Origin of the sequence: Arthrobacter sp. PAMC25564 (genome assembly GCF_004798705.1) — a bacterium.
Taxonomy (GTDB): Bacteria; Actinomycetota; Actinomycetes; order Actinomycetales; family Micrococcaceae; genus Arthrobacter.
This window is the reverse complement of record NZ_CP039290.1, coordinates 3123499-3149706: the sequence shown is the minus strand read 5'-3', so window position 1 is coordinate 3149706 and position 26208 is coordinate 3123499. Positions and strand designations below refer to the sequence as shown.

The window sequence follows — 26208 nt, the reverse complement described above, 5'->3', positions numbered from 1 at the left end:
TTTCCGCCGCCCAGTCCCCATGCGAAAGCACGGCCACCCTGTCGGACGGCCGTGCTTCTTAGTGCAGCAGTTCCCTATGGAGGGCGGTGCCGGAACTGGTAACGAAACCCTGTCGGCGTCGGATTCGTCAGGAGAAGGCAGAAATGCCTGTAATCTCACGGCCCAGGATCAGGGATTGGATGGAATCCGTCCCTTCATAGGTGTGGACCACTTCCATGTCGGTCAGGTGGCGTGCCACGTGGTGTTCCAGCAGGATCCCGTTTCCGCCAAACATGTCACGCGCATCCCGGCACAGCGTCCGGGCCTTGTCCCCGGTGAACATCTTGGCCAGGGAAGCCTGTTCGTTGCTGAGCCGGCCCTCGTCCTGAAGCGCCGCGGTACGGAAGCAGATCAGCTGCATGGCGGTGAGGTCCGCAAGCATGTTGGCAAGCTTGTTCTGCACCAGCTGGTAGCTGGCAATCCGCTTTCCGAACTGCACACGTTCCCGGGCGTACTGGACCGCCATCTCATAGGCGGCGGTGGCATGGCCCAGCGATTCCCAGGCCACAGTGCTGCGGGTGGTGTTCAGCACCGCTCCGACGTCGCGGAAGGACTTCGACTTGGCCAGCAGGTTTCCGGCGGGGATCCGCAGGCCGTCGATCTCGATCTGTGCCTGCTGGATCGCTCGCTTGGCCATCTTTCCCGTGATGGCCTCGGCACTGTATCCGGCGGGGTAGCTGCCGTCATCGGTCTTTTCCAGGACGAAGGCCTTCACCTTTTGGTCGGTTGTGTCGCGGGCCCAGATGATGACGAGGTCCGCCACATGGCCCAGCCCGATCCAGCGCTTGGATCCGTTGAGGACGTAGTGCTCGCCGTCGACCCGCGCGGAGGTTTCCAGGGCCACGGAGTCAGAGCCATGATCCGGTTCGGTCAGTGCGAATGCGCCCAGCTTTTCCAGCCTGGCCATCGCCGGCAGCCAGCGCTGCTTCTGCTCGTCGCTGCCGAGCAGGTTGATTGTGCCCATCGCCAGCCCGGAGTGGACCGCGTTGAAGGTGTTGATGCTGCCGTCACCTCGCGAGAGTTCCATCGCGACGAGGCCGGTCTGCAGCCGGGTCAGCCCGGGGCAACCATAGCCCTGGATTGCCGTGCCGATGATTCCCAGCCCTGCGAACTTTGGCACCAACTGATAGGGGAAATCCGCTTTCTCCCAGTATTCGTTGATGATGGGCTTGACGTCCTGTTCGACGAAGGACCGGACACGGGCGATCAGCGCACGGTCGGTGTCATTGAGGTAGTCATCCAGTGCGTAGAAGTCGGAATTGACGGAAAGGTCCGTTGCGGTGGTCATCAGTGCTCCTCGGGGGATCGGGTAGGAGTGCCGGCAAAGACGCCGGCCAATTGGTTGTCGCCGTCGCCGAGCCAGGCGCGCACCAGCTCCGCGCCGCTGTCCAGATCGGGCGGCGTGAGGTCGTAGCTCACCGGGGTCTTGGACAGCCGGATGGGGTTGCGCACCCCGGGCTGAGCACTCTCTCCGTGCCCCACGGTCACCACAGGCTCCAGCCCGATCCGTTCGGCGAATTCGATCCCGGCACGCAGATCCTGGATCGGTGCGCAGGGGAGCTTCGCTTCGGTAAATATGTCGAACCACTCCGAAGCGGTCCGGGCCGAGAGGCACTCCACCAGGAGCGGCCGCAGTTCGGTGCGGTTGGCGCTGCGCAGCGGCGCCTTTTCGAAACGCGGATCTGTGGCAAGCGCTGGCCGGCCAATCGCGGCGCAAAGGGTGCGGAACTGGGAGTCGTTACCAATCGCGATCACCAGCTTCCCGTCGCCGGTGTCGAAAGGCTCATAAGGGTAAATGCTCGGATGTTCGTTCCCCAGCCGGACGGGAACGGTCCCGCCCAGCACCACGGCCGCCGTCTGGTTCACCATGCCGGAGAGGGCAGAGGACATCAGGTTCATTTCCACCAGCTGGCCTTCTCCGATGCGATCCCGGTGCCGGAGTGCGGCGAGGATACCGATGCAGGCGTGAAGGCCGGTGATGACGTCGAACACCGCAACTCCGGAACGGAACGGCCCTGTGTCCGGCGCCCCGGTGAGGTCCATCAGCCCGGACAGCGCCTGGATCAGCAGGTCGTAGCCTGGGAGCTGGGCACCCCCGGCCGTCCCGAAGCCCGTGATCGAGGCGTAGACAACGTCCTTGTTGGTGGCCGCGACGGTGTCATAGTCCAGGCCGTAGCGCACCAAGTCTCCCGGCTTGAAGTTTTCGACCAAGACGTCGGCCCGTTCCGCGATGCGCTGCGCCGTCCGGCGGTCGTCCGGATCGCGAAGATCGAGCTTGATGGAGGTCTTGTTGCGGTTGATCGACAGGAAATACGTTGAATCATCGCCGCGGGTGGGCGGTTTCCAGGCCCGGGTCTCGTCCCCGGCCGGGCTCTCAATCTTGATCACGGTCGCCCCGAGATCTGCCAGCAGCATGGTGCAGTACGGTCCGGCCAGCACCCTGCCGAAATCGGCGATCACGATGCCGCTGAGCGGGCCGCCTGCACTGCGGCCGAATGCCGACGTCTCAGGGGTGGCGGAGTGTTGGCTGTCCATCAAAAGGCTCCTCGCATAGTGTTCTCTCCCTCAACCATGACGGACTCCATTGCTATCCGTCCAATACTTATTGATGGCCTTTTTGTTGCGCCAGGTGCAATAATCACTTGCATGGAGATCCAACAGATCCGCGCCTTCCTGGCAGTGGCCGAAGAACTGCACTTTGGCCGCGCAGCGGAGAAGCTGCATATGGCACAGCCTCCGGTCAGCCGCAGCATCCAGCAGCTGGAACGGGAGCTGGGAACGCGTCTGTTCGACCGAAGTACCCGCAGCGTCAAGCTGACCGGTGCCGGAGAGGCGTTCATCGGGCCGGCAACTGACATCATCGATGCCACCCGCCGGGCGAGCATCGCGGTTCACGCGGCGGACAAGGGAGAAGTCGGGCGGGTTCGGGTTGCCTATGCCGGCGCCTCCACTCATACCTTGGTGGGCCGGCTCGCCAGGGAGGTCCGCCGCGACCACCCGGGCATCCAGATCGAGCTCTTCAGCCAGAACTTTGCCCAACCTGCCATGGACCGTGTGGTCAGTGGCGACGTGGACATCGCCCTTGGTCGTTGGGACTACATTGCTGCCGGGATTGAAACGCGCCTGCTTGCAGCGGAGGACCTCGTCATCGCCGTGCCCGCGAGCCACCGCCTGGCCGGAGCCGGTGAGGCCCGGATGGCCGACTTCCGCGGCGACACCTTCGTCTCACTGCCGCCTCATGCAGGGGCGGTGCTGAATGACAGGCTCCGGCGGCTGACGCACGCTGCCGGGTTCGAGCTGGACATCGTTCAGGTCGTCCCGGATTCCTGGACCGCTCTCTCCCTGGTCGGGGCGGAAGTGGGCTGCACGCTCACGCTGTCCTCGGTGGCCGAGGCGGTCACGGACCCCCACGTGCGTTTCGTGAAGGTTATGGACAAAACGATTCCGGTGGAGCTGCGGATGGCCTGGCGCCGGGACCATTCCAGCCCTGCCCTGCGGGCGGTACTGGAGCTGGCCGAGCGGATCCTGCCCGGCGCCGGCTGACACGAACCCGGACGCCGGGCGCCGGATCACGGCGGCGTCATGACGGGTATTTGACCGGTCAGGGTGCCATGAACTCCGGCGTCTCGATCGCCAGGGCGCGGAGTTTCCGGTAAAGGGTGGTTCGGCCCATCCCCAGGGCTTCCGCAGCGACGGAGCGGTTCCCCCCGCTCTGTTCCAAGGCGGCAACGATCGCGTCGCGCTCGAGGGATTCCAGTTTGGACAGCGTGCGCCTGCCGGTGTTCCTGAGATGTTCCGGGAGATCATTGGCCTGCAGCACGCGGCCGGGATGGGAGCGCCCCAGCGACTCGAGCGTGGCGCGCAGTTCAGCGACGTTGCCCGGCCACCGCCAGCGCATGAGCCCCTGCAGCGCGACCGCGGAGAGCGTGGATCTGTCGGCAGGCGCGGCCGCATCCAGGAAATGCGCAGCCAGCACGGGGATGCGTTCCTTGGTCTCGGACAGCGTCGGAACCGTCACACGCGCAGCGATTTGGGAAACGACGTCCGAGACGAAGTCCGGGCACCCCTCGGGATTCATGGTCAGAACCAGTCGGGCCGGAGAAGGAACAGCCGGGTCGCGGCCCGCCGGGGGGTGCGCCGGCTGCTGGCGCACCGCCGTATCCAGGGCTTTGAGCCTGTTCAGCTCGCTCCGGGGAAGATCCTCCAGATGCCGCAGGACAACGCTTCGGCCGTCTGCGATGGCTTCGCGGGCCGCAGAGAACCAGCGGGCATCCTTTTCTTCGGGAAGGAGGCATGCGTCGAGGATCAACGGACCCGGACCGGAGTCCCGTCCGTTGAGCCAGGCGAGCGTGTGGTGGAGCTTGCCTGAGCCGCCCTGCCCGCACACAGCGATCGCCCCGGGTCCCTGGCCGGCCCGGTCGAAGGTGCTGCGCATTACGTGCGGAAACGCTGCCCCTACGCCCGAAGAGTCGGTGCCGGGCAAACCGGCGTCGACCTTCCGCGGAGTACCCGCAGCATCAGGTATGCGGGAGAGCTCCAATGCGAAGGCAGAACTGCCGCCGGAATCATCGATCCGCTGGACGGTGGCGTCCACGTTCAGGGACGGTATCTCGATGGTTTGTTTGGCGCCGGTCCATTCAAGACCGCGCAGCTGCTCCCACAGTGTGGTGTGCAGTTCACTGCTTATGACCGCCAGGCCCGAAATGTTGGTCATCACAGCCTGGGCATCGAGCATGATGACCGGGGCTCTGGAGGAGCTCAGCCGCAGCTGCGACATCCCCAAAGCGAGTCCCGAGATCGAGCAAGCGCCGTTCGATCTGGCTGCTCGCTTCCCGTGACATGGCCAGCATGAGCGGGTTGTCCAAACCGGTGTCGCAGGCGAAGGAAATGGAACCGATCACACGGCGGGTAACGGGGTGCATGATCGGCGCCCCTGCGCAGGCCAGCGGGGACAGTGCCTCGTTGAAATGTTCCGCGCCGCGGACAAACACGGCCTGGCGTCCTTCGATGGGCGTGCCGAGCCCGTTGGTCCCGACCGTGCGCTCGGAAAAATTGAACCCTTCGGCGGCATAGGCCTCGTCGAAACGGTTGCCGTGCGTCCTGTCCCCAAGCCTGCGGGCAATAATCTGGCCGGACTGGTCACTGAGGAACAAAGAGATGCCCATACCGCTGAGGCTTTCCAGCCAGTGGTCCATCACACTCTTGGCCGCACGGATCAGGATCCCGTCCGGATCGAAATCGTTGACGAACAGAAACGCCTCCGGCCTTGCCGAAGCCTCGACGCCGATCGAGCGGCGCCAGCTGTGTTCGATGTCCGGTGGGACAACGTCCGTCAGCCGTGTCCCGTCCCGTAGGCCACGCCGGATGAGGTGTTCCCGGGCAGCGCGGAGGGCATCATCGGGAACGTTCCGGTGGTTGAGCATGGCAGGTCAGCCCTGGGCACCGACTGACGCACGCAGCACCACGCGTCCGGGAACGCCGCCGTGCGTCAACTTATCCAGGCTCTCTCCGACAGACTGGGCGGAGAGCTCCGCATCGATGATGGGGATATGGGGAATGGCATCCTGCTTGGCCAGGGCGACAAGCTGGTTCAGCTCCTCAGGATTGCCCACAAAACTGCCCCTGATGGTGAGCATCTTGAGGGCCATGAGTGCGGTGGGTACCGTGAGTTCCCCGCCGAAGAGCCCCACCTGGACCAGTTGGCCGCCCTTGCGCAGGGAGTCGAAGGCTACGGGAGCCGTCTGGCTGTTGTTGACGAAGTCGATGACGGCTGCCACCGGGCCTCCGTTTGCCGCGATGATCTTGGCGCTGAGGCCTTGATCCGTGGACTGGACGGTGGTGGTTGCGCCGACGTCCCGTGCAAGCTGCAGATTCCGCTCGGAAATGTCGACGGCGCAAATGGCCTGATGCCCCAGGGCACTCAGGGTCGCGATCGCAGTGAGTCCCACTCCGCCGGCGCCGATCACCACAACGGGTTCGTCCGGTCCCAGCGGCAGGACCTTGTTCACCGCGCTGAAGGCCGTCAGCCCTGAGCAGGCCAGGGTGGCGGCCCAGCTGAGGTCCAGCCCCTCGATGTCCACCAGGTATTTTTCGTCGCGGACCAGGATCTGCTCCGCGTAGCCGCCGTGCTCCGAGACACCGAGGTTGCATCCGTTGGCGCAGACGTTGTCGCGGCCGGCGAGGCAATCCCGGCACTTGCCGCAGCCGATCCACGGGTAGACGAGCCTGACGTCGCCGGGTTTGGTCCCGTGCACCTGGTCGCCGACCTTCTCGACGATACCGACGACTTCGTGACCCATGACCAGCGGGTATGTGACGCCCCGGTCCACCAGCTTCAACGCCCCCCGGCTGCCCAGGTCGTAAGAACCTTCACGAAGGTGGGTGTCCGTGTGGCACACACCGGACCGGATGACCTTCAGAAGGACTTGGGTTCCTGTCGGCACCGGGTCCGGCAGCTCGATGGCCTGGATCTCGGGGCTGTCTTGGAAAACGGCAAAAGCGTGCATGGTGACCTCGCATCGTTGCGCAGACTGTATTGATTCAAGAATGACACCAGTTCTGATAGGTATCCAATACTAAATCGAAGCACCTTTGATGCGCGGAAAGCAACAATGACCGGCCTCCGAGCGGTTGCCTTCCGTCGGGCTAAGGCGGCTGTTTCGTGTTCCAAAGTGGAACACCGAGCCGGCACAAATGTGACCCACGCTATATACAGCGGCAACGCAGCCACGATGCCGATCCATCCGCACCCCCGGGCAACGCTCGGGACGCTCTCCATACGAAGGAGTATGAGATGACAATCTCGACCGAAGCAGCAGTGACAGAAACTTCCCAGGCGACCGATCCCCTCCGCGACCTCTACGCGGACTGGTCCAACATCATCGCAACCACCCCGGATCTGACGATGCGCCTGTTCCGCAGCATCTTCGACGAGTGGCACCAGCCCACCCGGGAACCCGAAGCAGTCACCTACAAGGAGGACGTTATCGGCGGAGTCCCGGGCATCTGGGCCTTCCCGGAAGGTGCCGACCGGACGAAAGTGCTGCTCTACACCCACGGCGGCGGCTTTGCCGTCGGCTCGGCATCAAGCCACCGCAAGCTTGCCGGCCACGTGGCCAAGGCAGTCGGCGTCGTCACCTTTGTCCTGGACTACCGCCGCGCACCCGAGCACCCGCACCCCGCCCAGGTTGAAGACGGCGTGGCTGCCTTCAAGGCCCTCGTCGAGAGCGGCATCCACCCGCACGACATCACCACCATTGGCGACTCCGCCGGCGGCAACCTTGCGGTCGCCATTTCCCTGGCGCTCAAGGAGCAGGGAGAGGCGCTCCCCGGCCAGGTCATCGCGTTCTCGCCGTGGCTGGACATGGAAAACAAGGGCGAAACCCTGATCACCAACGACGCCACGGACGCGCTCATCTCCGTGCCGCTGCTCGAGGGCATGATCGCCGGCGTGCTGGGCGATTCCGTCAGCCCGCAGAACCCGCTGGCCAACCCCCTCTACGCCGACTTCACCGGGTTCCCCCGCCTGTACATCACCGCAGGCTCGGTCGAATCCCTCCTGGACAACGCCACCCGCCTGGCCGCACTGGCCGAGGCCGCCGGCGTCGACGTGGCCCTCTCCATCGCCGAGGACCAGCAGCACGTGTTCCCGTTCCTCGCCGGCAACTCCGAGGTCGCCGACGCCGAACTCGCCCGCATCGCCGGCTGGTACAAGTACTGAGCCCCGGCCACCCCACAACACAAGACCTGAAATACAAAGGAGTATCCATCATGGCTGAAAACCACGGGCAAACTGCCCGCTCCGCCTCTCCCGCCGAACTCGACGCCGTCGTCGTCGGCGCCGGATTTGGCGGCATCTACATGCTGCACAAGCTGCGCAACGAACTCGGACTCAACGTCCGCGCCTTCGACCGCGCCGGCGGCGTCGGCGGCACCTGGTACTGGAACCGGTACCCGGGCGCCCTGTCGGACACCGAAAGCTATGTCTACCGCTACTCATTCGACGACGAACTGCTGAATGAGTGGGACTGGACCCACAAGTATGTGACCCAGCCGGAAATCCTTAAGTACCTCGAACATGTTGTGGACCGCTATGACCTGCGTAAGGACATTCAGCTCAACACGGGTATCACCTCCGCGCACTACGACGAGTCGGCCAACCGCTGGGTCATCGGTACGGACACCGGCGAAACCATCACGGCGAAGTACATTATCAACGGCCTCGGCCTGCTCTCGGCCACCAATATCCCCACCATTCCGGGCATCGATTCGTTCGAGGGCAAAATCTACCACTCCGGCGCCTGGCCCGAAGGCGTGGACCTGACGGGCAAGCGTGTCGGCGTGATGGGCACCGGCTCGACCGGCCTGCAGATCATCACCGCCATTGCCCCCAATGTCGGACACCTCACCGTCTTCCAGCGCTCACCGCAGTACAGCGTCCCGGTCGGCAACACCACTGTCACGCCGGAATACGTGGCATCCGTCAAGAAGGACTACAGCAGGATCTGGGAACAGGTCCGGGGTTCCGGCGTAGCTTTCGGGTTCGAGGAAAGCACCGTTCCTGCCATGAGCGTCTCCGCAACGGAGCGGCAGGCTGTCTTCCAGAAGGCCTGGGAGACCGGCGGCGGATTCCGCTTCATGTTCAACACCTTCGGCGACATTGCCACGGACCGGGACGCTAACGAGGCCGCCGCAGCGTTTGTCCGCGGCAAGATCGCCGAGATCGTCGAGGACCCGGAGACGGCCCGCAAGCTCACCCCGACCGACCTTTACGCCAAGCGCCCCCTGTGCGACAGCGGCTACTACGCCACCTTCAACCGGGACAACGTCGAGCTGGTGTCGGTCAAGGAGACACCGATCGTCGAGCTGACGCCCACGGGCATCAGGACCTCGGACGGCGTGGAGCACGAGCTCGATGTCCTGATCTTCGCCAACGGCTTCGACGCCGTGGACGGAAACTACACACGGATCGACATCCGTGGCCGCGGCGGCGAGACGATCCAGCAGCACTGGGAGCATGGGCCCACCAGCTACCTCGGCGTCACCACCGCCGGATTCCCGAACATGTTCATGATCCTTGGCCCCAACGGCCCCTTCACCAATCTGCCGCCGAGCATCGAGGCCCAGGTCGAGTGGATCTCACAGCTGATCAACGACGCCGAGACCGGACAGGTTGCCTCCGTGGAGCCGACGGCCGAGGCCGAGGAAGCCTGGACCCGGACCTGCCAGGAGATCGCCGACATGACGCTCTTCCCGAAGGCCGACTCCTGGATCTTCGGCGCCAACATCCCGGGAAAGACGAAGACCGTCATGTTCTACCTCGGAGGCCTCGGCAACTACCGGAACAAGCTCGCCGAAGTCCGCGAAGCCGGTTACGAAGGGTTCGAGCTGAAGGTGCTCGCTCCGGCGGAGTAGCAAGCGTCAAACGCCAGAACGGCGGCTGCCACCCCTTGGGGATGTGGCAGCCGCCGTTCCGCGTTGGCGGCAATCCGTACTTGGGCGCCCTCGCAGTGTCCCGTTGCACCGAAAAAGGGAGGCAAGCCATCGAACGCTTGCCTCCCACGCTCGGGCCCCGTAACTAGGAGTAGTCGTAGAAGCCTTTGCCCGACTTGCGTCCCAGTTCGCCGCGCGCCACCATGTCGCGGAGGATCTGGGGCGGGGCGAAGCGTTCGCCGAGCGTTTCATGCAGGTATTCGGCGATTCCGAGGCGGACGTCCAGTCCGACGATGTCCGTGGTGCGCAGGGGTCCGGATGCGTGCCGGTAGCCAAGTTCCATGGCGGCGTCGATGTCCTGCGCACTGGCCACGCCTTCTTCCAGCATCCGCATGGCCTCCAGTGCCAGTGCAACTCCCAGCCGCGAACTCGCGAAGCCAGGAGCGTCGTTCACCACGATGGGCGTCTTGCCGAGCCCGCGGACCCAGCCGGTGGCGGCGTTGGCTAGTTCCGGGGCGGACTGGGGGCCAAGGACGACTTCCACCAGCGTTGACGCCGGGACCGGATTGAAGAAGTGCAGCCCGCACAGCCGCTCCGGCCTGCCGAGGGTGGCGGCCAGCTTGGTGACCGACAGTGAGGACGTGTTGGTGGCGATCCAGGCATCCACGCCAAGGTGGCGCTCAACGTTGAGCAAAGCGGACTGCTTCAGATTGAAGTCCTCCGGGACGGCTTCGACAACAAGGCCCGCGCTGCCGAAGTCGACGGCGTCCGTCGAGACTGCGAACCGGGCGAGCAGCGAGTCCAGATCTTCGGTAACGGCAGCCTTCTCAATGGCCTTGGCCAGCGTCCCGGTGAGGCGTTCGCGGGCCGCTGCGGCGGCCGCCGCGTCCCGTTCGACGACGGTCACCTCCGCTCCGGAGACAAGGAAGGCGTGCGCGATGCCGGCGCCCATCCGGCCTCCGCCGAGAACACCTACCTTCTTCGGGATGCTCGGGGTTTCTGTTAGGGAGGTGGGGATGGTCATTTGCTGGTTCCTTTGTGGTTTTTCCGGTCAAGAAACGCCTGCATCCGCTCAAACTTTGCTTCCGATTCAAAGAGGATGCCTTGGGCGAGTTCGTCGATGGCCGGGTGTGCGGATCTCGGTGCCTGCAGGACACTCTTGGTGAGGCGGACCGCGAGGGGATCCTGGGTTTGGATCCGCGCTGCGAGGGCGAAGGCTGCGGGGATCAGCTGGTCTGGATCATGTAATTCGGTGACGAGCCGAAGAGCCATCGCTTCTGCACCGTCGAGCACTTTTCCGGTGAGCAGTATTTCCTTCGCCAGGGGCTCGCCCACGAGTTCCACGAGTCGCCAGCCTGCGCCGGCGGCAGCGAGAATACCGAGGCGTGTTTCGGGATTGCCGATTCTTGCCCGGGGTGTGGCGATCCGGAAGTCCGCTGCGTAGGCCAGTTCAGCCCCGCCGCCGAGCGCAAAGCCGTCGATCGCTGCGATCACAGGCATCGGCAGCCTGGCGAGTCGCTGGAAGAGGCCGGAATTGATGCCGGCCAGTGCGTCGTCACGGCGCCGTTCGCGGAGCTGGGCGATGTCAGCCCCGGAGGCAAAGATGCCGCCGGAGGGAAGCTGCGCCCCGGAGAGGATGAGGATTCTGGGATTCCGCTCCAAATCCGCGCATACGGAATGCAACTCATCGACCATGTGCTGGTCGATGGCGTTGCGGACTTCAGGTCTATTGAGCTCGACGTGGACGGTCGCGCCCGCATCGTGGATCTTGATGGTCTTCACCAGCCCACCTTCGCATCGTCAATTACCCAGAGTCCAATACCTAATGGATGCTGAATTATTGCAGAATCATAATAACCGGGACCGCGGCCACGCCATTGGTCATTGATTCAGAAGCAACATTGATCATGCTGCAAATAAGTATTGGACTGCATAGGCGGAAGCTGGGATCGTGATTGCTAAGACCCAAGGACGTACCAGCAGAAAGAGATTCGGCCATGAGCAACTACGCAACCATCAACCCGGCAACCGGAGAACGCGTTGCCGAGTTCCCGACCCTCACTAACGAGGAAGTCCAGGATGTGCTCAAGCGCTCCTTCACTGAATACCGTTCCTGGCGCTCCACTCCGCTGGCCGAACGCGCGGCGGTCCTGACCCGCATCGCCGAACTTCACCGCGAACGATCCGAGGAACTCGCAGCCCTGCTGACCCTTGAGGTGGGCAAGCCCATCGCCGAGGCCCGTGGCGAAGTTGCCCTCGTGGCCTCGATCTACGCCTACTACGCGGATAACGCCGAGCGCTTCCTCAGGGATGAACCCCTGGAGATCAGCGGCCCAGGTTCAGCCGTCGTCCGCACCGAACCCATCGGGCCGCTTGTCGGCATCATGCCCTGGAACTTCCCCTACTACCAGGTCGCCCGTTTCGCCGCCCCCAACATCGCGCTGGGCAACACCGTGATCCTCAAGCACTCACGCAACTGCCCGCAGTCGGCGCTGGCCATCGAAGCGGTGTTCCGCGATGCCGGGCTGCCCGCGGACGTCTACATCAATGCGTTCGTCACCAGCGGCCAGATCGCGACCATGATCGCAGACCCGCGGGTACAGGGCGTCTCCCTGACCGGCTCCGAAAAGGCCGGATCCGCCGTGGCGGAAGTCGCCGGACGCCATATGAAGAAGTATGTGCTGGAACTGGGCGGCTCCGACCCGTTCATCGTGCTGCCGGATGCCGACCTGGACAAGGCCGTCGCCGGCGCCGTGGCGGGCCGGATGTACAACGGCGGCCAGGCCTGCACGGCCTCCAAGCGCTTCATCATCGTCGGCGACATCTACGACGAATTCCTTCGCCGCTACACCGAGGCCATGGCCAAGATTGCGCCGGGCGATCCGACCGATGAGAAGACAACCTTCGGGCCGCTGTCTTCCCGGGCCTCCGTGGACGACATCGCGGAACTGGTCCAGGACGCCGTCTCCAAAGGCGCGACAGCTGTCACGGGTGGCGGCGCCCCCAACGAATCAGGCGCATACTACCCCGCAACGGTCCTGACCGGTGTGACGCCCGAAATGCGGGCATACTCGGAAGAGATCTTCGGCCCGGCAGCTGTGGTTTACCGGGTGGACTCTCCCCAAGCTGCCATTGACCTGGCCAACGACTCACCCTTCGGCCTCTCAAGCTCCATCTACACCGCCGACGTCGAGGCCGCACAGGAGCTTGCCGAACAGCTGGAAACCGGCGCCGTCTGGATCAACAGCATCAGCCGCAGCGCCCCGGACCTGCCGTTTGGCGGGGTGAAGCGTTCCGGCGTCGGACGTGAACTGGCGCAATACGGAATCAACGAATTCGCCAACAAGAAGCTCATCCGGATCCCGAAAGCGTAAAGCCGCTCAAGCGCGGCCGTCTCATCCAACTAGCTGGCAGCAGGTGTCGTTTTGAGCCCTCATAACGACATCGACTGCCAGCTAGATGGGTGCACAGAGAATTAGAGGAGCAAAATGAATCAGGCTTTTATTTACGATGCCGTGCGGACGCCGTTCGGTAAGTTCGGTTCCGGGCTGGCCGGGGTCCGCCCGGATGACCTCGCCGCGCACGTGATCAAAGAATCCGTGAAGCGCGCCCCGAAGCTCGACGTCGAACGCATCGACGAGGTCGTGTTCGGCAACGCCAACGGCGCCGGCGAGGAAAACCGCAACGTCGCCCGGATGGGCACCCTGCTGGCCGGCCTGCCGGTCTCCATCCCCGGCACCACGGTCAACCGGCTCTGCGGCTCCTCGCTGGACGCCGCGATCATCGCCTCCCGCCAGATCAACACCGGCGACGCGGACCTGATGCTGATCGGCGGCGTCGAATCGATGTCCCGGGCACCCTGGGTGCTGCCCAAGACCGAGAAGCCCTACCCGGCCGGGGACCTGAACCTGGCCTCCACCACACTGGGCTGGCGCCTGGTCAACCAGGCCATGGACCCGGACTGGACGATCTCCCTGGGCGAGGCCACCGAACGGCTGGCCGAGAAATACGGTGTCACCCGGCAGGCGCAGGACGAATTCGCCGCCGCCTCGCACAACCTCGCCGCCAAGGCGTGGGACGAGGGCTTCTACGACCACCTCGTCGCCCCGGTCCCGGGCACGGACCTGGTCCGCGACGAGACGATCCGGGCCGGGTCCTCCGCGGCGAAACTCGCCGGACTCAAGACCGTGTTCCGCACCGGCAACGGCACCGTCACCGCCGGGAACGCCTCCCCGCTCTCGGACGGCGCCTCCGCGGCCTGGCTCGGCTCCGAAAACGCCGCGGGGATCCTCGGGATGGACCCGCTGGCCAGGATCGCCGGACGCGGCGCGCACGCCAACGACCCCCAGTACTTCGGCTACGCCCCCGTTGAGGCCGCCAACAAGGCCCTCGCCAAGGCCGGCATCAGCTGGGATCAGGTCGGCGCCGTCGAACTCAACGAAGCCTTCGCCGCGCAGTCCCTGGCCTGCATCACCGCCTGGGACATCGACCCGGGAATCGTGAACCGGCACGGCGGCGCGATCGCCATGGGCCACCCCCTCGGCGCCTCCGGCGGCCGCCTCCTGGGCACCCTGGCCCGCACCCTGCAGGCCACCGGCCAACGCTGGGGCGTCGCCGCGATCTGCATCGGCGTCGGCCAGGGCCTCGCCATCGTCCTCGAAAACGTCACGGCTGGTGCGAAGAACTGAGCACTCGTATGTCGTGTTCAAGTTGCCGGCGGACGTTTGCTGGGGTCGTGCCACGGCGGCCGAATTCCCAGGGACCCTACTGCGAGGAAGCCCAGAGGATGCTCAGCGAAGCCATGAATGGCCGCACAGATCAATACGGGGGCTCGTTCGGGAACCGCAGCCGTTTCGCAACGCAATGGGGTGCCCAAATTGGGCTGCCGCAAGCCACTGGTTGTGTCAGGCCAACCCTGGATCCACCGTTATTCAGACACTCTCCAATCAGTGGGGGAGCGGTGGATTTTGTTGCGGTGGGGGACCGTTATACGAGCTACTTATCGAGGAGAAGCCGGAGCGCGCTCAAGGCAACGAGCCCCGTCATATCTCACGGGACAAAGGCGATGGAAGATCAATTCGTCAGTGCGCGGCCGGACTCAGCCCGTCCTGCCTGAGTCCGATACCTGCGTCCTCCGTGGCTGAAGCTGCAACGGTTGGTGGAAGCTGGGCGAAGATTTGGGTGACCATTGCCTCGATGCCTTCCGGCACCGACACCACAAGTCCTGCTTCATCTGCCTGCAGGGGTTCGAGTGCCTCCAGCTGTGATTTGAGGAGGGAGGGCGGCATGAAGTGTCCGGGGCGTTGGGCTACGCGGCCCTGCAGCACGGGTAGCTCGACGTTAAGTTGAACGAATGCAGTCCTTGGTGCTTTGGCCCTAATGGCGTCCCGGTAAACGCGCTTCAGCGCGGAACACGCCACGATGATCCCATCCGGGTGCGGTGACGCCAGCTCGGCACCCACGAGCCCGAGCCACGGCCACCGGTCCCCGTCAGTCAGCGGGTTGCCGGCAGCCATTTTCGCCACGTTTGCCTGCGGATGCAGTGAGTCAGAGTCGACAAAAGCGGCACCCAGGCGTTGTGCTAGGGCGGCCCCTACGGTTGACTTTCCTGCCCCGCACACGCCCATTACAACAATGACGGGTTTCATCAGAGGGTGCCCTGGTGCGCTGTTCCGGCGGGGAGGGGTGAGAGCCGCATGACTTCGACGGGTCCCTGCAGGAGCCCGTCGAGCGAGGCGTTCAGTCGTTTTACTGCCTCGCCGGCGCCATGGGCGTCGAGCAGTTCTGCAGTGTCCCACTTCTCGATCATGATGATTTGGCCGTTGGGTGCTTCGTGGATGGCGTAGAGCTGGCATCCGGGCTCGTCGTGCACAGCGGCGATGGCGGGAGAGAGGGCGGCGGCAACTTGGTTGAACGCGCCGTCTTTGGGGGTGAACACGGCGGTAACAATGACTGTCATGGATTTCCTTATCGGGCGGGGGCGGGGGCGGGTACGAGGGGTGCGCAGCTGCTGCGTGGGACAAAGTCCGCTTGGACTTCAATCGTGCGGGGGGTAGCGGGAAGTCTGCCCTGCATCCGTCCCAATACCAGCTCCAGGGAGTGAACGGCGAGCATGTCGATGGGCTGGCGGATCACGCTCAGCGGCGGGCTTGTCAGCTCCGTCCAGGGATTATCGTCAAAGACTATGACCGATAGATCGTCAGGTATCCGCGTTCCGATCTGGACGAGGCGTCGAACCGAGCTCTGGACCTGGGCTGTATTTGCAACAATCAGGGCCGTTGGTCGGTCGGGCAGGGCGAGGAGAGACCCGACGGCGTCGCCGCCGCCGTCTCCCCGGAACGGTACGTCCCGGATCAGTTGCGGGTCGATACTGGCGGAGTAGTTGCCGTGCGCGGCCTGGTAGCCCTGGATTCTTGATCGACCTGTTGAGGTGCTTAGTGGACCGGATATGAGGCCGATCCGCCTGTGCCCGAGACCAAGCAGATACTCAGTAGCCCGCCGGGCTGAATCCACGTTTTCGATGCTAACGACGTCGACATCTGCCAGTTCCGGGATGGTGCGGTCGACGAAGACGACGTTTACACCAAGGGACTGCAGGCGTGCCCACTTTTCTATGTTCGCTCCGGTGGGAGTGGCAATGACTCCTCCGACGGAGCGGTCAAGGAGTGTGTCCAGGGAATCGGCTTCGAGGTGCGGGTCTTCCTGGGTGGTCATGACCACCACCTGCACGCCGTGGCTGCGGGCTTCCCAGACGACGCGGTCAGCAAGCTGGGCGAAGAAAGGGTTGGCAAGATCTGCTACCACCAGTCCAACCGTGGGGGCGTGGCCGACGCTTAGCTCACGGGCGGCGGCGCGTGGCCGGTAACCGAGTTCCTCTATGACCCTCAACACCGTTTCGCGCTTGGATGACGCCACGGGGCCCGAGTCCGGGTTCAAAACGCGGGATACCACGGAGACGGAAACCTCCGCAGCAGCCGCGACATCGCGGATCGTTGGCACCTTGTTCACTGTTCCTCCTCTTTGAGGTCCTCTGTCGGCGGTCGGTCACCGCGGCTGTTATCTGCCCCATGATCCGTGTCCGAGAAACCTTCGGTGGTCTTCCGTTGTGACTGTTGACACAGCCTAACATCGACTGGTACAAAAGTGGAACCGGTTCCACTCCGGTCCTTGAATTTCAGATCGCGACGAAGAAGTTGCTCCACCTGTGCGGTGGGGACTCTTCCGGCCGCGGAACGCCAATCAGAGAGATCCCCATGAACCTCCATAAGCTCCTTAGCGACCGCGAGCAAGAAGGCCGCCCCGTTCGAGTCGGACTCATCGGAGCCGGCCGCTACGGCACCATGTACCTGGCCCAAGCGAACAACATTCCCGGGATCCATGTGGTTGCCATCGCGGATATTAACGTCAAGCGCGCCGAAGGCGCCTTCGAGCTCGTGGGCTGGCCCAAAGGCCAGATCGCCCCGGACATCGCCACCGCCCTGAAGAACCGTTCCACGACCATCGTGGCAAACGCGGACGAACTCTTCGATGTCGACATCGACGTCATCGTGGAAGCAACAGGCAACCCCATCGTGGGTGTGAAGCACGCGCTGCGCGCCATCGAGACAAAGAAACACATCATCATGGTCACCGTCGAGGCCGACGCCCTGGCAGGGCCCGCCCTCGCCAAGCGTGCGGAAGCCGCCGGTGTTGTCTACTCGATGGCCTACGGCGACCAGCCGGCCCTCATCATGGAACTCGTCGACTGGGCCCGCACCAGCGGCTTCGACGTCGTCTGCGCCGGCAAGGGCGCCAAGTACCTTGAGCACTATCACGAGATGAACCCGGACAATGTCTGGGAGAACTGGGAGTTCTCCAAGGAGCTCACCGACTCCGGGCAGCTGAACCCGAACATGCACACCTCGTTCCGTGACGGCACGAAGGCTTCCATCGAGATGGCCGCCGTTGCCAACGGCGCCGGACTGGTACCTTCTGACACCGGGCTGAGCTTCACGCCGGGCGACGTCGAGGAAATCGCCACGATCTGCCGCCCCGCCGACGTCGGGGGAGCCCTCGCCCACGAAGGCAGCGTCGATGTGATGTCCAGCGTCAACCGCGACGGCACCTGGATCCCTCACAACACCCAGGAAGGCGTCTTCGTCGTCGTCAAGGCCACGAACGACTACGTCTCCGGCTGCTTCACCGAATACCCGTGGCACCCGGACCCCACCGGCCAGTACGCCGCCCTGTACCGCCCGTACCACTACGTGGGCCTGGAACTGAACATGTCCATCGCCAACGCCGCCCTCCGCGGGATCGCCACGGGTTCGCCCATCGGGTTCTTCGGCGACGTCGTCGCAACAGCCAAGAAAGACCTCAAAGCCGGCGAATTCCTTGACGGCGAAGGCGGCTTCACGGTCTGGGGCAAGCTGGTTTCGGCCAGGCACTCGGTCGCAACCGGCGCCCTCCCGGTAGCGCTGGCCCACCACGTGGAACTGCGTAACGACATTGCCAAGGGCGAGATTGTTGGCTGGGACGATGTCATCATTGACGACTCCCTGTCCCAGGCCATCGAGCTCCGCCGCGAAACCGAAGCCCTCGTTGCGGCAGCTCCCGTGAACACCTGATCACGCTTCCTCTCATCATCAACCGGGGCCGCGCGGATTCCTTCGATACCGATTCCCGCCTCCGGAACCAGACTCCTTCCAAAGAAGAAAGGCTTCACATGAAATCCAAGACTCGCGCCCTCACCGGAGTGCTGGCCTGCACGCTGGCCGCCTCGGTCCTCGCCGGCTGCGCCTCCGGAGCGCCCGGCGCCTCCGGCGGCGCACCGGCGAAAATCCAGCTGTCCATCCCGGATCCCATCGATTCCTCCGTAGGCGTTTCCGCCCAGCACTTCGCCGACCAGGTCAAGAAGACCTCCAACGGATCAGTCCAGGTCACCGTAGTTCCGAACGGAACGAGCTTCAGCGGGGACCAGAACGCCGCCGTCACACGCCTGCAGGGCGGCTCGCTCGACGCCCTCATCCTCTCGACTTCCGTCTACGCCTCGGTGGTGCCGGAAATGAACGGCATCAGCATCCCCTACCTCTTCAAGGACACAACGGAGGAAGCCGCGTTCCTGGCAGGAAAGCCGGGCCAGATGCTGAAGGACAAGCTCGCGGCCAAAGACACCGTCGCGTTGTCCTTCCTCACCCGGACCGGCCGCGAGATCACCAACTCCGTGCGCCCCATCGCACAGCCCTCGGACCTGAAGGGCCTGAAAATCCGCGTTCCCGGCAACCCGCTCTGGACCGACTTCTTCAGCAAGCTGGGTGCAAGCCCCACCACCATGGCCTTCTCCGAGGTCTTCACGGGCCTACAGACGGGAACGATCAACGGCCAGGAAAACCCGATCGAAGTGCCGTGGACCAATAAGTTCTCCGAAGTCCAGAAGTACGTGTCGCTGACCAACCACATCAACGACGCCTGGGTGCTCGCCCTGTCATCCAAAAAGTGGGGCACTCTCTCCGATGACCAAAAGAAATCCCTCACGGACGCCTCGACCGAGACAGCGACGTTCAAGACCGGTTACGACGCCGAACAGTCCAGGAAGCAGCTGGACGAACTCACGGCCAAGGGAATGACGGTCAACGAGCTCAGCGCCTCGGGCCTTGAAGAATTCAAGGCCACCTCCAAGAGCCTGTACCCGCAGTTCTCCGAGCTGATCGGCAAGGACTTCTTCGACCAGGCAATCGCTTTCACAGCCTCCAAGTAAACCCGCAAGGGGCCGGGGCGCCCACGGCGCCCCGGCCCTCCCGCCAACATCCCGCTCTCAATGTCGACAGTCTGGAAGAACATGAAACGCACGCTCGCTCCCGAGGAACTCGAGGAGGCCATTCCCTCTGACGCGGAAGAGATTCTGCATCACGATCACGTCCGGCCAGGCTGGAGCGGCGCCGTCTGGCTCGACAAGGTCCTTGAATGGATCGTGGGAGCGGCGATCCTCGCCGAACTTGTCGTCATCCTGCTGAACATCATGGTCAGGCTCATCACCGGTGATTCGGTGCTGTGGACCCAGGAAGTGTCAGAAATCGCGCTCCTGACCATTGCCTTCCTCGGCGGAGCCATCGCGTACCCCAAGGGCGCGCACATGTCGGTGCAGGCCCTGATCATGCGGCTGCCCCCGGCGTGGAAGCCCTATCTGGCCGCCCTGGTCGACTGGCTCGTCTTTGTCATGAGCGCGGGGGCATTCGCGCTCTTCGTGCCCACCCTGGCCCAGCAGATCGACGAGAGGACGCCCATCCTGCAGCTGCCCGTGTTCTGGGTTTCCCTGCCGTTCTCCGCCGGCATGGTGCTCATCGCGTGGTTTGCCCTCATCAAACTCTGGCGCCAGGAACGCCGGGCCGTCCTGACCGCCGCCGTGATCGCCGCGGCAATGGTCGCCGTCGTCGTGCTGGCTCCGCCGCTGTTCTACTACGCATCGCCGAATGTCCTCCTGGGCGTGGTGCTCGCGGTCCTGTTCCTGCTGCTCTTCCTTGGCCTGCCGATCGCGTTCGTCCTGGCACTGGCCTCGGGGATCTACCTGTACCTCGGCGGCATTTCCGATGTCAGCGCCATTCCGATCGGCATGGCTTCCGGGGCAAAGGGCTTCGTGCTTCTGGCGATCCCGTTCTTCATCCTCGCCGGAACGATCATGAACTCCGCCGGCCTGACCCTGCCGCTGGCCAAGCTCGTCGATGCCCTCATCGGGCACCTGCGCGGCGGCCTGCTGCAGGTGGTCGTGGTCACCATGTATATCTTCTCCGGCATCTCCGGATCCAAAGTCGCCGACGTCGCCGCCGTCGGCACCACCATGCGCGGCATGCTGGAGGAGCGCAAATATCCGCGCGGCGAGGTGGTCGCGGTCCTGTCCGCTTCGGCCATCATGGGCGAAACCATCCCGCCCAGCATCGTGCTGCTCGTCCTCGGCTCCATCACCACCATCTCGACCACAACCCTGTTCCTTGCAGGATTCCTTCCCGCGGCCTTCCTCGCCCTCGTCGTCATGGCCCTCGTTTTCCTGCGGGCCCGCAAGCAGGGCGGCGTCGCCAGCCCCAAGGCCACCTGGCGGGCGCGCGGTTCAGCAACCTTTTTCGCCCTGCCCACCCTCCTTCTGCCGGTCGGCATGGTGGGGGGAATCCTCAGCGGCTTCGCGACCCCTACGGAGGTCTCCTCCGTAGCCGTGGCTTACGCATTCGTCCTGGTCGCCGCATACCGGCGTGGCAGCAAGAAACTCCTCGGGGACACCCTGCGCGAAACGACGACGACAGCGGGCATGGTGCTCTTCATCATCGCCGCCGCGTCGCCCCTCGCCCAGACCCTCGCCCTCGCCGGCGTCTCCCAGCAGATCCACGACCTCATGTCCGGACTAGGGGATTCCCCGGTCCTGTTCATGCTCTTCACCGTAATCCTGCTCACCATCATGGGCCAGCTGCTCGAGGGCCTGCCGGCGGTCCTCATCTTTGCCCCGCTCCTGCTGCCGATTGCGACCGAGTTCGGCGTCAGCCCGGTGCAGTATGCCATGGTGCTCATCATCTCCATGGGCATAGGCTCCTTCGCGCCCCCGGCGGGCGTCGGCTTCTACGTCGCCTGCGCCACCGCCCGCGAAACCGTGGAAAACAGCCTCAAACATTTCTGGCCATACCTGATCGCCCTGTTCATCGGGCTCCTCGTACTTGCCGCCGTTCCCTGGTTCAGCACCTTCCTCCCCGCCCTCGCCGGGCTCATCCCCTTCTAACCCAGGAGCCAGACAGCAATGGACGTTTCTTCCTCCGGACTGCCCGCCTCCGTGGCCCTGTTGGGAACAGGCCCCATGGGCGCCCCCATCGCCCGGAACATCATCGCCGCGGGGGTGCCACTGGCGCTCTGGAACCGCACACCAGAAAAAGCCCAGGCGATTGGCGGGGGCACCGTTGTGGCCCGTCCGGCAGATGCGGCCAGCGAGATCGTGCTGACCGTATTACCAGACCTGCCACAGGTTGCAGCCCTCCTTTACGGTGAAGAAGGACTGCTGGCAGGGTGGAAGACTGCCGGCATAGAGCATCCAATCCTCGTGATCCACGGGACGGTATCCCCGGTGGCGGTTGCGGAGTTCGCCGACGACTGCCGGCGCAACTGGGGCCTAACCGTCGTGGACGCACCCCTCAGCGGCGGCACCATCGGCGCGGCGGAGGGCCGGCTGAGCATCATGGTTGGCGGCCCCCACGACGCAGTGGAAAGTGTTGGACCGCTGTTCGCGCTGTACGGCTCGACGGTTTTGTGGTTCGGCGAGACGGGTGCCGGGTCAACCGTGAAGGCCTGCAACCAGATCGTCGTTGCCGCCACCGTCACGGCCCTGGCGGAGGCGATGGCCTTGGCAAGCTCTGCCGGGCTGGACCTTGAAAATGTGCACTCCGTGCTCTCCGGCGGCCTCGCCAACTCGGAAGTGCTGGCGCAAAAGGGACGTCGGTGGATCGACCAGGACTTCGGGGGAGGCGGATCAGCCAAGAACCAGCTCAAAGACCTCAGGTTCATCACCGAGATTGCCGGGCACAAAGGACTGAAACTTCCCTTAGCCGCGTGCCTCGAAAGCTCGTTCGAGGACATGATCGCAGCCGGCGACGGTGACCTGGACCATACAGGGATCTACCGGACCATCCTCACCTAGTCTGGAACCGGAAGACCAGGCTGCTGATGTTGATAGGCCTCTTCTTCGAGGGCAAACGACGCACTGGGTTGAGCTGGCACTCTTGATTTAGTCCATGTCGCCCCCTTCTGAGCGACAGCCCTACGTAATATCCGCTATCGAGGTTCGTTGATGCACCATCGCGCAGCGCCGGGACCCAGGCCTCAGCTTGTGGATGCGGGTGATGTCAGCATTCCGCGCTCTCGGCAGCAAACTCGCCGCTCCCTGGAGATGTCCGACGTGGACCTTTCCCAGGAGTCCCAACCTTATCGTCGCCCGGTGCGGCTTCCAGGCCAACGCCCGCATCCTCACCACCTCCGACCAGGTGCTGCAGGAACTCGGGGATCTCAAGCACTGACCTTGGGTGTTTACCCTTAGTTGTCACCATGAAAAGAAGGTCCCGGAACGGCTGCGTTCCGGGACCCCTTTGCAACCCGGCGCCAGACCTTGCCTCGGCGTACGTCGGCGGGCGAAACCCGGTTTCGTACTTAGACGCGGGACCTGCCACGGATGAAGTGGAAGACCAGCACGACTACGGCAATGACCAAAAGCAAGTGAATCAGCCCGCCGCCAATGCCGGTGAGCAAGCCGAGAAGCCAGAGAACAGCGATAATGATGGCTATCCAAAGCAACATGAGAATCTCCTTTGTTTGTCTGTGGATTAAAATGCTCATCCAGCAGGAATTGATCCCCGCCCAACGGACGGCTCTTCAAGAAATACTAAGCGTGCTGTCAAATTTCATCATCAGATCTAGTTGTACTGCCCTGGAAATTTCTTGCGTGCTCACCAACGCCCGAGGTTTGGAGGTAGACGCGCCCCGCTGGAGGCCCTCTTCGGCCACTTCCCCTGGCGTTTCGAATCGCCGATAATAGACCTTCCGTCGTTCTGGGGACTCGATGGGTTCGGCCGTGCTCCCGTGCAGAGGGGGGAGTGTCCGTTCAACGGTGGATCTACGGTTGGCATTTAGTTGATTCTTCCGTCGAAGCTGATGGCGATGGCGTTGGTGCTGCAGATGACCCGCCGGATCTCCACGTCGTAGTCCAGGAACGGCACGAACTCGCTCCAGCAAGTGGGGAGGCCGCGTTTGCGGCCCCCGCTAGCTGTTTTCCGGGAATGCCGTTTCAGGCCTTAGCCACTGCCGGTAGTGTGGCTGCCTCAGCTCCGGTTGCAGGACCGGGCTCCTCGAGTGAGAAGGCGGCGGCTTCGTCGAGTCCGAGCCGGCGGCGGTCGCGCTGCTGGTTGACGAATACCAGGGCCAGGACGCCGAATGTCAGCATGAGCCCTCCGGCCAGGGCGAACGCAGCCGTCCAGGCTGCGGTCCTTGAAGCGCCCCATGGGCGACGGCGTGATCGCGTTCTTCCACTCGGCGGAGACACTCCGCCGGAGCCTGGTGACAATGGGGATCTGAACGGCCGCGGGTTAGGCCGGCTGTGAGGCCGTTGGCGCCGATTCCTGCCCGTATTGAACGCAAGAACCACCAAGGACCGCCTGGGCGATGGCGGCCAGCTGGGCGACCTGATCCCGGTCAAGCCGATCGAATACGACTGAACGGACCGCCTCCACATGCCCGGGCGCCGCTGCAACGATCTTTGCCATCCCTGCGTCGGTGAGGTGTGCCAGTACCGCGCGGCGGTCTTCCGCCGCCATCGCGCGCGTCACCAGCCCCTGTTGTTCGAGACGGGACACAATGCGGGAGAGGCGTGACTGGGAGGTGCTGGCCGCCGCCGCCAGCTCCGTCATCCGCATCTGCTTCTCCGCGGATTCAGACAACATGGCGAGCACCATATAGCCGGCCAAGGTCAGATCCTCATCCCGCTGCAGCTGGGAGTCCAGGGCCGCTGGAAGCGTGAACATCATCGCTGCCAGCGCCATCCATGCCTCGCGCTCTTGCCTATCGAGCCACCTGGGTTCCGTCATAAACGAAGTCTACCCGCGATTACTTGACGCCGCATTTCTTTCGGGCGCATTATTTGCAGTGTCAAATAAATATTTGTTCGTGCGACGACAGCACGCACCCGAACCGAAGGAACCAACATCATGAACATCGCTCTGTGGATCGTCACTGGACTTCTAGCCCTGGCCTTCCTGGCAGCCGGCCTCATGAAGATGGCCCAGCCGCAGCAGAAGCTGGCGGCCTCAGGAATGGCCTGGGCTGGCGACTTCACCGCGGGCTCGGTCAAGGCAATTGGCGCCGTGGAAGTGCTGGGAGCCCTCGGGCTGATCCTCCCGGCCATCACGGGCATCTCCACCGCCCTCGTACCGCTCGCGGCGACCGGCCTCGCCGTCGTCATGATCGGCGCGGCCGTCACGCATGCCAAACGCGGCGAGAAACAGGCGATCGGCATCAACCTCGTGCTAGCCGTCCTGGCGCTCTTCGTCGCCGTCGGACGCTTCGGAGCCTGGCCCCTCTAGTACTACAGCCGCGTTTATGGGGTGTATCCGCGGTTTTGTAGTGACAATATCGGGCGCGGTGCTGGTGCGTTCGTCGCCGGGTTGAGAGTTCCAAGGCTAGTTCCGGATCGGTGGTCCGGTGCCGGACGGCAGGACGGGGGTCTAGGGTCCCAGTCTGACACTCGTCGGTGGGAAGGCTTCGCCAACCACCGATACGTCGAATTAACGGGGACCTGCTCTATCCACCAGGCTCCAACCTCAGAGAAGTGCGGCCGATCGCACATTACTGTAAATGAAAGGCACCCCGCCATGAAAGCTGTCCAGTTCGCCGCCCCCGGCGCATCCCTCCAGACCGTCGATCGCGATGTTCCGCAGCTCCCTCGCGGGCACGTCCTGGTCAAGGTCGCTGCCAGCGGCATCTGTCACAGCGACTCGTTGGCCGCCGCAGGCATGGCCTCTTCCTACCCCCGCATTCCAGGCCACGAGATCGCCGGAACCATTGAGACCCTGGGGGAGGGTGTCACACGGTGGACCCCGGGCAAGCGCGTGGGGGTCGGATGGTTCGGCGGAGCATGCTTTGAGTGTGAGCCGTGCCGGCGCGGGGACTTCGTCTCATGCCAGGTCGGGAAGATCACCGGACTGACCTCGGACGGGGGCTACGCCGAGTACCTCGTAGCCCCGGCCGATGCCCTCGCTTCGATCCCCGACGCACTCAGCTTCGCCGAGGCCGCCCCGCTGATGTGCGCGGGCGTCACGACATTCAACGGACTGCGCCACAGTGGCGCCCGCCCCGGAGAGCTCGTTGCTGTCCTTGGACTGGGGGGACTGGGCCACCTCGGGGTGCAGTTCGCCGCCAGGATGGGCTTCGAAACCGTTGCCATCGCACGCGGTGCCGAAAAGGAATCGTTCGCCCGAGAGCTCGGCGCGCATCACTACATCGACAGCACCGCCACTGATGTCGCCGCGGAGCTGAAGCGGCTTGGGGGTGCCAGCGTCGTACTGGCGACCGTCACGGACGCCAAGGCCATGTCGGTCACTATTGCCGGACTGGCATCGCGCGGGCGGCTCGTAGTCCTGGGCGTCCCGCATGAGCCCCTCGCCGTGAGCGCGGCCGACCTCGTCATGCGCAGCAGTTCCGTCGCCGGGCACTCTTCGGGCACCGCGAAAGATTCGGAGGACGCCCTCCGCTTCGCGGCCCTGACCGGCGTGCGCCCCATGATCGAGACCTACCCGCTGGAGGAGGCCAGGGAAGGCTTCGGCCGCATGATGTCAGGGAGTGCACGCTTCCGCGTCGTCCTCATCAACGACTGACGGTAGCCCCCGGTCGTTGCCGCCTGTGCCTCCACGAGGCCCCCGCGCCTCCGCCGGCGGCGGGCTCATCGCGCTCGGCCCGTACCCGAGCTCGGATCCGGGAGCCGGGTTGATAGGGATCTCCACCTCGTGCAGGGATGCCGAGCGCTTCATCGCCGGCGATCCGTTCACCACTGAAGGACTCGCCGGCCCGCGAATCCTCGAGTGGAAGGCCGTGCATTCCACTAAAAACCAGCCTGAGGGACGCATGCGCTGTCACCGGCGTCCCGGCTTCCGGGTGGATCAAGCCAATGGGGCGCTATGCCATCATTTTAGTGCTGGGAAGCTCGTGATACGCCCGCTAAGGTATCGGGGTCCCGGATGGCTTCTG

At 64.2% G+C, this 26208-nt stretch carries 24 protein-coding genes and 1 pseudogene; 12 read left to right on the top strand and 13 right to left on the bottom strand.

What is annotated here, in order from left to right; all coding sequences use genetic code 11:
• Positions 1–127: 127 nt before the first annotated feature.
• Together E5206_RS14720 and E5206_RS14715 are read right to left on the bottom strand one after the other, a co-directional pair.
• Positions 128–1327 (bottom strand): acyl-CoA dehydrogenase family protein, encoded by a 1200-nt coding sequence (locus tag E5206_RS14720; RefSeq protein WP_136323134.1) that lies wholly within the window; start codon positions 1325–1327, stop codon positions 128–130.
• Positions 1327–2574, bottom strand: coding sequence for a CoA transferase (locus tag E5206_RS14715; RefSeq protein ID WP_136323133.1), 1248 nt, complete (start codon positions 2572–2574; stop codon positions 1327–1329). The genes E5206_RS14720 and E5206_RS14715 overlap by 1 nt, the downstream gene beginning before the upstream one ends.
• Positions 2575–2685: 111 nt before the next feature.
• Between E5206_RS14715 and E5206_RS14710 the strand changes: the two genes are divergently transcribed.
• The gene (locus tag E5206_RS14710; RefSeq protein ID WP_136323132.1) at positions 2686–3582 is read left to right on the top strand and encodes a LysR family transcriptional regulator; all 897 of its coding nucleotides are present in this window, start codon (positions 2686–2688) and stop codon (positions 3580–3582) included.
• Positions 3583–3640: 58 nt separating this feature from the next.
• Here the strand turns inward: E5206_RS14710 and E5206_RS14705 are convergent, their stop codons facing one another.
• Genes E5206_RS14705 through E5206_RS14695 form a run of 3 tightly spaced genes read right to left on the bottom strand, consistent with a single transcriptional unit; the run spans position 3641 to position 6545 of the window.
• Positions 3641–4753, bottom strand: a complete 1113-nt coding sequence (locus E5206_RS14705; RefSeq protein WP_168709360.1) for a helix-turn-helix domain-containing protein — start codon at positions 4751–4753, stop codon at positions 3641–3643.
• Positions 4716–5462, bottom strand: coding sequence for a hypothetical protein (locus E5206_RS14700; protein WP_136323130.1), 747 nt, complete (start codon positions 5460–5462; stop codon positions 4716–4718). The genes E5206_RS14705 and E5206_RS14700 overlap by 38 nt, the downstream gene beginning before the upstream one ends.
• 6 nt (positions 5463–5468) lie before the next feature.
• Positions 5469–6545 carry an alcohol dehydrogenase gene (locus tag E5206_RS14695; protein ID WP_136323129.1) on the bottom strand — a complete coding sequence of 359 codons (1077 nt, stop codon included), beginning with the start codon at positions 6543–6545 and terminating at the stop codon, positions 5469–5471.
• A gap of 287 nt (positions 6546–6832) precedes the next feature.
• Between E5206_RS14695 and E5206_RS14690 the strand changes: the two genes are divergently transcribed.
• Complete coding sequence (locus tag E5206_RS14690) at positions 6833–7759, top strand: alpha/beta hydrolase (protein WP_136323128.1); 927 nt, start codon at positions 6833–6835, stop codon at positions 7757–7759.
• Positions 7760–7809: 50 nt separating this feature from the next.
• The gene (locus E5206_RS14685; RefSeq protein ID WP_136323127.1) at positions 7810–9453 is read left to right on the top strand and encodes an NAD(P)/FAD-dependent oxidoreductase; all 1644 of its coding nucleotides are present in this window, start codon (positions 7810–7812) and stop codon (positions 9451–9453) included.
• Positions 9454–9616: 163 nt separating this feature from the next.
• Here E5206_RS14685 and E5206_RS14680 read toward each other — a convergent pair whose 3' ends face one another.
• Together E5206_RS14680 and E5206_RS14675 are read right to left on the bottom strand one after the other, a co-directional pair.
• Positions 9617–10495 (bottom strand): 3-hydroxyacyl-CoA dehydrogenase family protein, encoded by an 879-nt coding sequence (locus tag E5206_RS14680; RefSeq protein WP_136323126.1) that lies wholly within the window; start codon positions 10493–10495, stop codon positions 9617–9619.
• Positions 10492–11253 (bottom strand): enoyl-CoA hydratase/isomerase family protein, encoded by a 762-nt coding sequence (locus E5206_RS14675; RefSeq protein WP_240689763.1) that lies wholly within the window; start codon positions 11251–11253, stop codon positions 10492–10494. Before E5206_RS14675 ends, E5206_RS14680 begins: the two co-directional genes overlap by 4 nt.
• Before the next feature lie 215 nt (positions 11254–11468).
• On the opposite strand from E5206_RS14675, the gene E5206_RS14670 reads away from it, so the two are divergent.
• Together E5206_RS14670 and E5206_RS14665 are read left to right on the top strand one after the other, a co-directional pair.
• Positions 11469–12845, top strand: a complete 1377-nt coding sequence (locus tag E5206_RS14670; RefSeq protein WP_136323124.1) for an NAD-dependent succinate-semialdehyde dehydrogenase — start codon at positions 11469–11471, stop codon at positions 12843–12845.
• Between the two features lie 114 nt (positions 12846–12959).
• The gene (locus E5206_RS14665; protein WP_136323123.1) at positions 12960–14159 is read left to right on the top strand and encodes a thiolase family protein; all 1200 of its coding nucleotides are present in this window, start codon (positions 12960–12962) and stop codon (positions 14157–14159) included.
• A gap of 393 nt (positions 14160–14552) precedes the next feature.
• On the opposite strand, the gene E5206_RS14660 is transcribed toward E5206_RS14665, so the two are convergent.
• The 3 genes from E5206_RS14660 to E5206_RS14650 are packed head-to-tail and all read right to left on the bottom strand — an operon-like array spanning position 14553 to position 16479.
• Positions 14553–15098 (bottom strand): gluconokinase, encoded by a 546-nt coding sequence (locus E5206_RS14660; protein ID WP_240690194.1) that lies wholly within the window; start codon positions 15096–15098, stop codon positions 14553–14555.
• Between the two features lie 20 nt (positions 15099–15118).
• Positions 15119–15430 carry an antibiotic biosynthesis monooxygenase gene (locus E5206_RS14655; RefSeq protein ID WP_136323121.1) on the bottom strand — a complete coding sequence of 104 codons (312 nt, stop codon included), beginning with the start codon at positions 15428–15430 and terminating at the stop codon, positions 15119–15121.
• 8 nt (positions 15431–15438) lie between these two features.
• A complete protein-coding gene (locus E5206_RS14650; protein ID WP_136323120.1) occupies positions 15439–16479 on the bottom strand; it encodes a LacI family DNA-binding transcriptional regulator in 1041 nt (346 codons plus the stop codon).
• A gap of 245 nt (positions 16480–16724) precedes the next feature.
• Here E5206_RS14650 and E5206_RS14645 point away from each other — a divergent pair, with 245 nt between their 5' ends.
• The 5 genes and pseudogenes from E5206_RS14645 to E5206_RS14625 form a co-directional block, all read left to right on the top strand.
• Positions 16725–18077 carry a Gfo/Idh/MocA family oxidoreductase gene (locus E5206_RS14645; RefSeq protein ID WP_136323119.1) on the top strand — a complete coding sequence of 451 codons (1353 nt, stop codon included), beginning with the start codon at positions 16725–16727 and terminating at the stop codon, positions 18075–18077.
• 98 nt (positions 18078–18175) lie between these two features.
• Positions 18176–19207, top strand: coding sequence for a DctP family TRAP transporter solute-binding subunit (locus E5206_RS14640; RefSeq protein WP_136323118.1), 1032 nt, complete (start codon positions 18176–18178; stop codon positions 19205–19207).
• Positions 19208–19267: 60 nt separating this feature from the next.
• Positions 19268–21208 carry a TRAP transporter large permease subunit gene (locus E5206_RS14635; protein ID WP_240689761.1) on the top strand — a complete coding sequence of 647 codons (1941 nt, stop codon included), beginning with the start codon at positions 19268–19270 and terminating at the stop codon, positions 21206–21208.
• An 18-nt stretch (positions 21209–21226) separates the two neighbouring features.
• The gene (locus E5206_RS14630; protein WP_136323117.1) at positions 21227–22117 is read left to right on the top strand and encodes an NAD(P)-dependent oxidoreductase; all 891 of its coding nucleotides are present in this window, start codon (positions 21227–21229) and stop codon (positions 22115–22117) included.
• 240 nt (positions 22118–22357) lie between these two features.
• Positions 22358–22493, top strand: a pseudogene (locus E5206_RS14625) (flagellar basal body rod C-terminal domain-containing protein); the annotation flags it as partial.
• Positions 22494–22623: 130 nt separating this feature from the next.
• On the opposite strand, the gene E5206_RS14620 reads toward E5206_RS14625, so the two are convergent.
• From E5206_RS14620 to E5206_RS14615, 3 genes are all read right to left on the bottom strand, one after another.
• Entirely contained in the window at positions 22624–22770 is a 147-nt protein-coding gene (locus tag E5206_RS14620) for a lmo0937 family membrane protein (RefSeq protein ID WP_136323116.1), read from the bottom strand.
• A gap of 487 nt (positions 22771–23257) precedes the next feature.
• Positions 23258–23413, bottom strand: coding sequence for a hypothetical protein (locus E5206_RS19350; protein ID WP_168709359.1), 156 nt, complete (start codon positions 23411–23413; stop codon positions 23258–23260).
• A gap of 142 nt (positions 23414–23555) precedes the next feature.
• Positions 23556–24008 (bottom strand): MarR family transcriptional regulator, encoded by a 453-nt coding sequence (locus E5206_RS14615; RefSeq protein ID WP_346763452.1) that lies wholly within the window; start codon positions 24006–24008, stop codon positions 23556–23558.
• A gap of 165 nt (positions 24009–24173) precedes the next feature.
• Here E5206_RS14615 and E5206_RS14610 point away from each other — a divergent pair, with 165 nt between their 5' ends.
• The gene (locus E5206_RS14610) at positions 24174–24548 is read left to right on the top strand and encodes a DoxX family protein (protein ID WP_136323114.1); all 375 of its coding nucleotides are present in this window, start codon (positions 24174–24176) and stop codon (positions 24546–24548) included.
• Positions 24549–24836: 288 nt separating this feature from the next.
• Entirely contained in the window at positions 24837–25838 is a 1002-nt protein-coding gene (locus E5206_RS14605) for an alcohol dehydrogenase (RefSeq protein ID WP_136323113.1), read from the top strand.
• Positions 25839–26208: the final 370 nt, after the last annotated feature.

Excerpts from the sequence above, each read along its gene's own strand:
- E5206_RS14720 (WP_136323134.1), bottom strand. The coding sequence starts at position 1,327 with ATGACCACCGCAACGGACCTTTCCGTCAATTCCGACTTCTACGCACTG.
- E5206_RS14715 (WP_136323133.1), bottom strand. The coding sequence starts at position 2,574 with ATGGACAGCCAACACTCCGCCACCCCTGAGACGTCGGCATTCGGCCGC.
- E5206_RS14710 (WP_136323132.1), top strand. The coding sequence starts at position 2,686 with ATGGAGATCCAACAGATCCGCGCCTTCCTGGCAGTGGCCGAAGAACTG.
- E5206_RS14705 (WP_168709360.1), bottom strand. The coding sequence starts at position 4,753 with ATGACCAACATTTCGGGCCTGGCGGTCATAAGCAGTGAACTGCACACC.
- E5206_RS14700 (WP_136323130.1), bottom strand. The coding sequence starts at position 5,462 with ATGCTCAACCACCGGAACGTTCCCGATGATGCCCTCCGCGCTGCCCGG.
- E5206_RS14695 (WP_136323129.1), bottom strand. The coding sequence starts at position 6,545 with ATGCACGCTTTTGCCGTTTTCCAAGACAGCCCCGAGATCCAGGCCATC.
- E5206_RS14690 (WP_136323128.1), top strand. The coding sequence starts at position 6,833 with ATGACAATCTCGACCGAAGCAGCAGTGACAGAAACTTCCCAGGCGACC.
- E5206_RS14685 (WP_136323127.1), top strand. The coding sequence starts at position 7,810 with ATGGCTGAAAACCACGGGCAAACTGCCCGCTCCGCCTCTCCCGCCGAA.
- E5206_RS14680 (WP_136323126.1), bottom strand. The coding sequence starts at position 10,495 with ATGACCATCCCCACCTCCCTAACAGAAACCCCGAGCATCCCGAAGAAG.
- E5206_RS14670 (WP_136323124.1), top strand. The coding sequence starts at position 11,469 with ATGAGCAACTACGCAACCATCAACCCGGCAACCGGAGAACGCGTTGCC.
- E5206_RS14665 (WP_136323123.1), top strand. The coding sequence starts at position 12,960 with ATGAATCAGGCTTTTATTTACGATGCCGTGCGGACGCCGTTCGGTAAG.
- E5206_RS14660 (WP_240690194.1), bottom strand. The coding sequence starts at position 15,098 with ATGGGCGTGTGCGGGGCAGGAAAGTCAACCGTAGGGGCCGCCCTAGCA.
- E5206_RS14655 (WP_136323121.1), bottom strand. The coding sequence starts at position 15,430 with ATGACAGTCATTGTTACCGCCGTGTTCACCCCCAAAGACGGCGCGTTC.
- E5206_RS14645 (WP_136323119.1), top strand. The coding sequence starts at position 16,725 with ATGAACCTCCATAAGCTCCTTAGCGACCGCGAGCAAGAAGGCCGCCCC.
- E5206_RS14640 (WP_136323118.1), top strand. The coding sequence starts at position 18,176 with ATGAAATCCAAGACTCGCGCCCTCACCGGAGTGCTGGCCTGCACGCTG.
- E5206_RS14635 (WP_240689761.1), top strand. The coding sequence starts at position 19,268 with ATGTCGACAGTCTGGAAGAACATGAAACGCACGCTCGCTCCCGAGGAA.
- E5206_RS14630 (WP_136323117.1), top strand. The coding sequence starts at position 21,227 with ATGGACGTTTCTTCCTCCGGACTGCCCGCCTCCGTGGCCCTGTTGGGA.
- E5206_RS14620 (WP_136323116.1), bottom strand. The coding sequence starts at position 22,770 with ATGTTGCTTTGGATAGCCATCATTATCGCTGTTCTCTGGCTTCTCGGC.
- E5206_RS19350 (WP_168709359.1), bottom strand. The coding sequence starts at position 23,413 with ATGCTGACATTCGGCGTCCTGGCCCTGGTATTCGTCAACCAGCAGCGC.
- E5206_RS14615 (WP_346763452.1), bottom strand. The coding sequence starts at position 24,008 with ATGGCGCTGGCAGCGATGATGTTCACGCTTCCAGCGGCCCTGGACTCC.
- E5206_RS14610 (WP_136323114.1), top strand. The coding sequence starts at position 24,174 with ATGAACATCGCTCTGTGGATCGTCACTGGACTTCTAGCCCTGGCCTTC.
- E5206_RS14605 (WP_136323113.1), top strand. The coding sequence starts at position 24,837 with ATGAAAGCTGTCCAGTTCGCCGCCCCCGGCGCATCCCTCCAGACCGTC.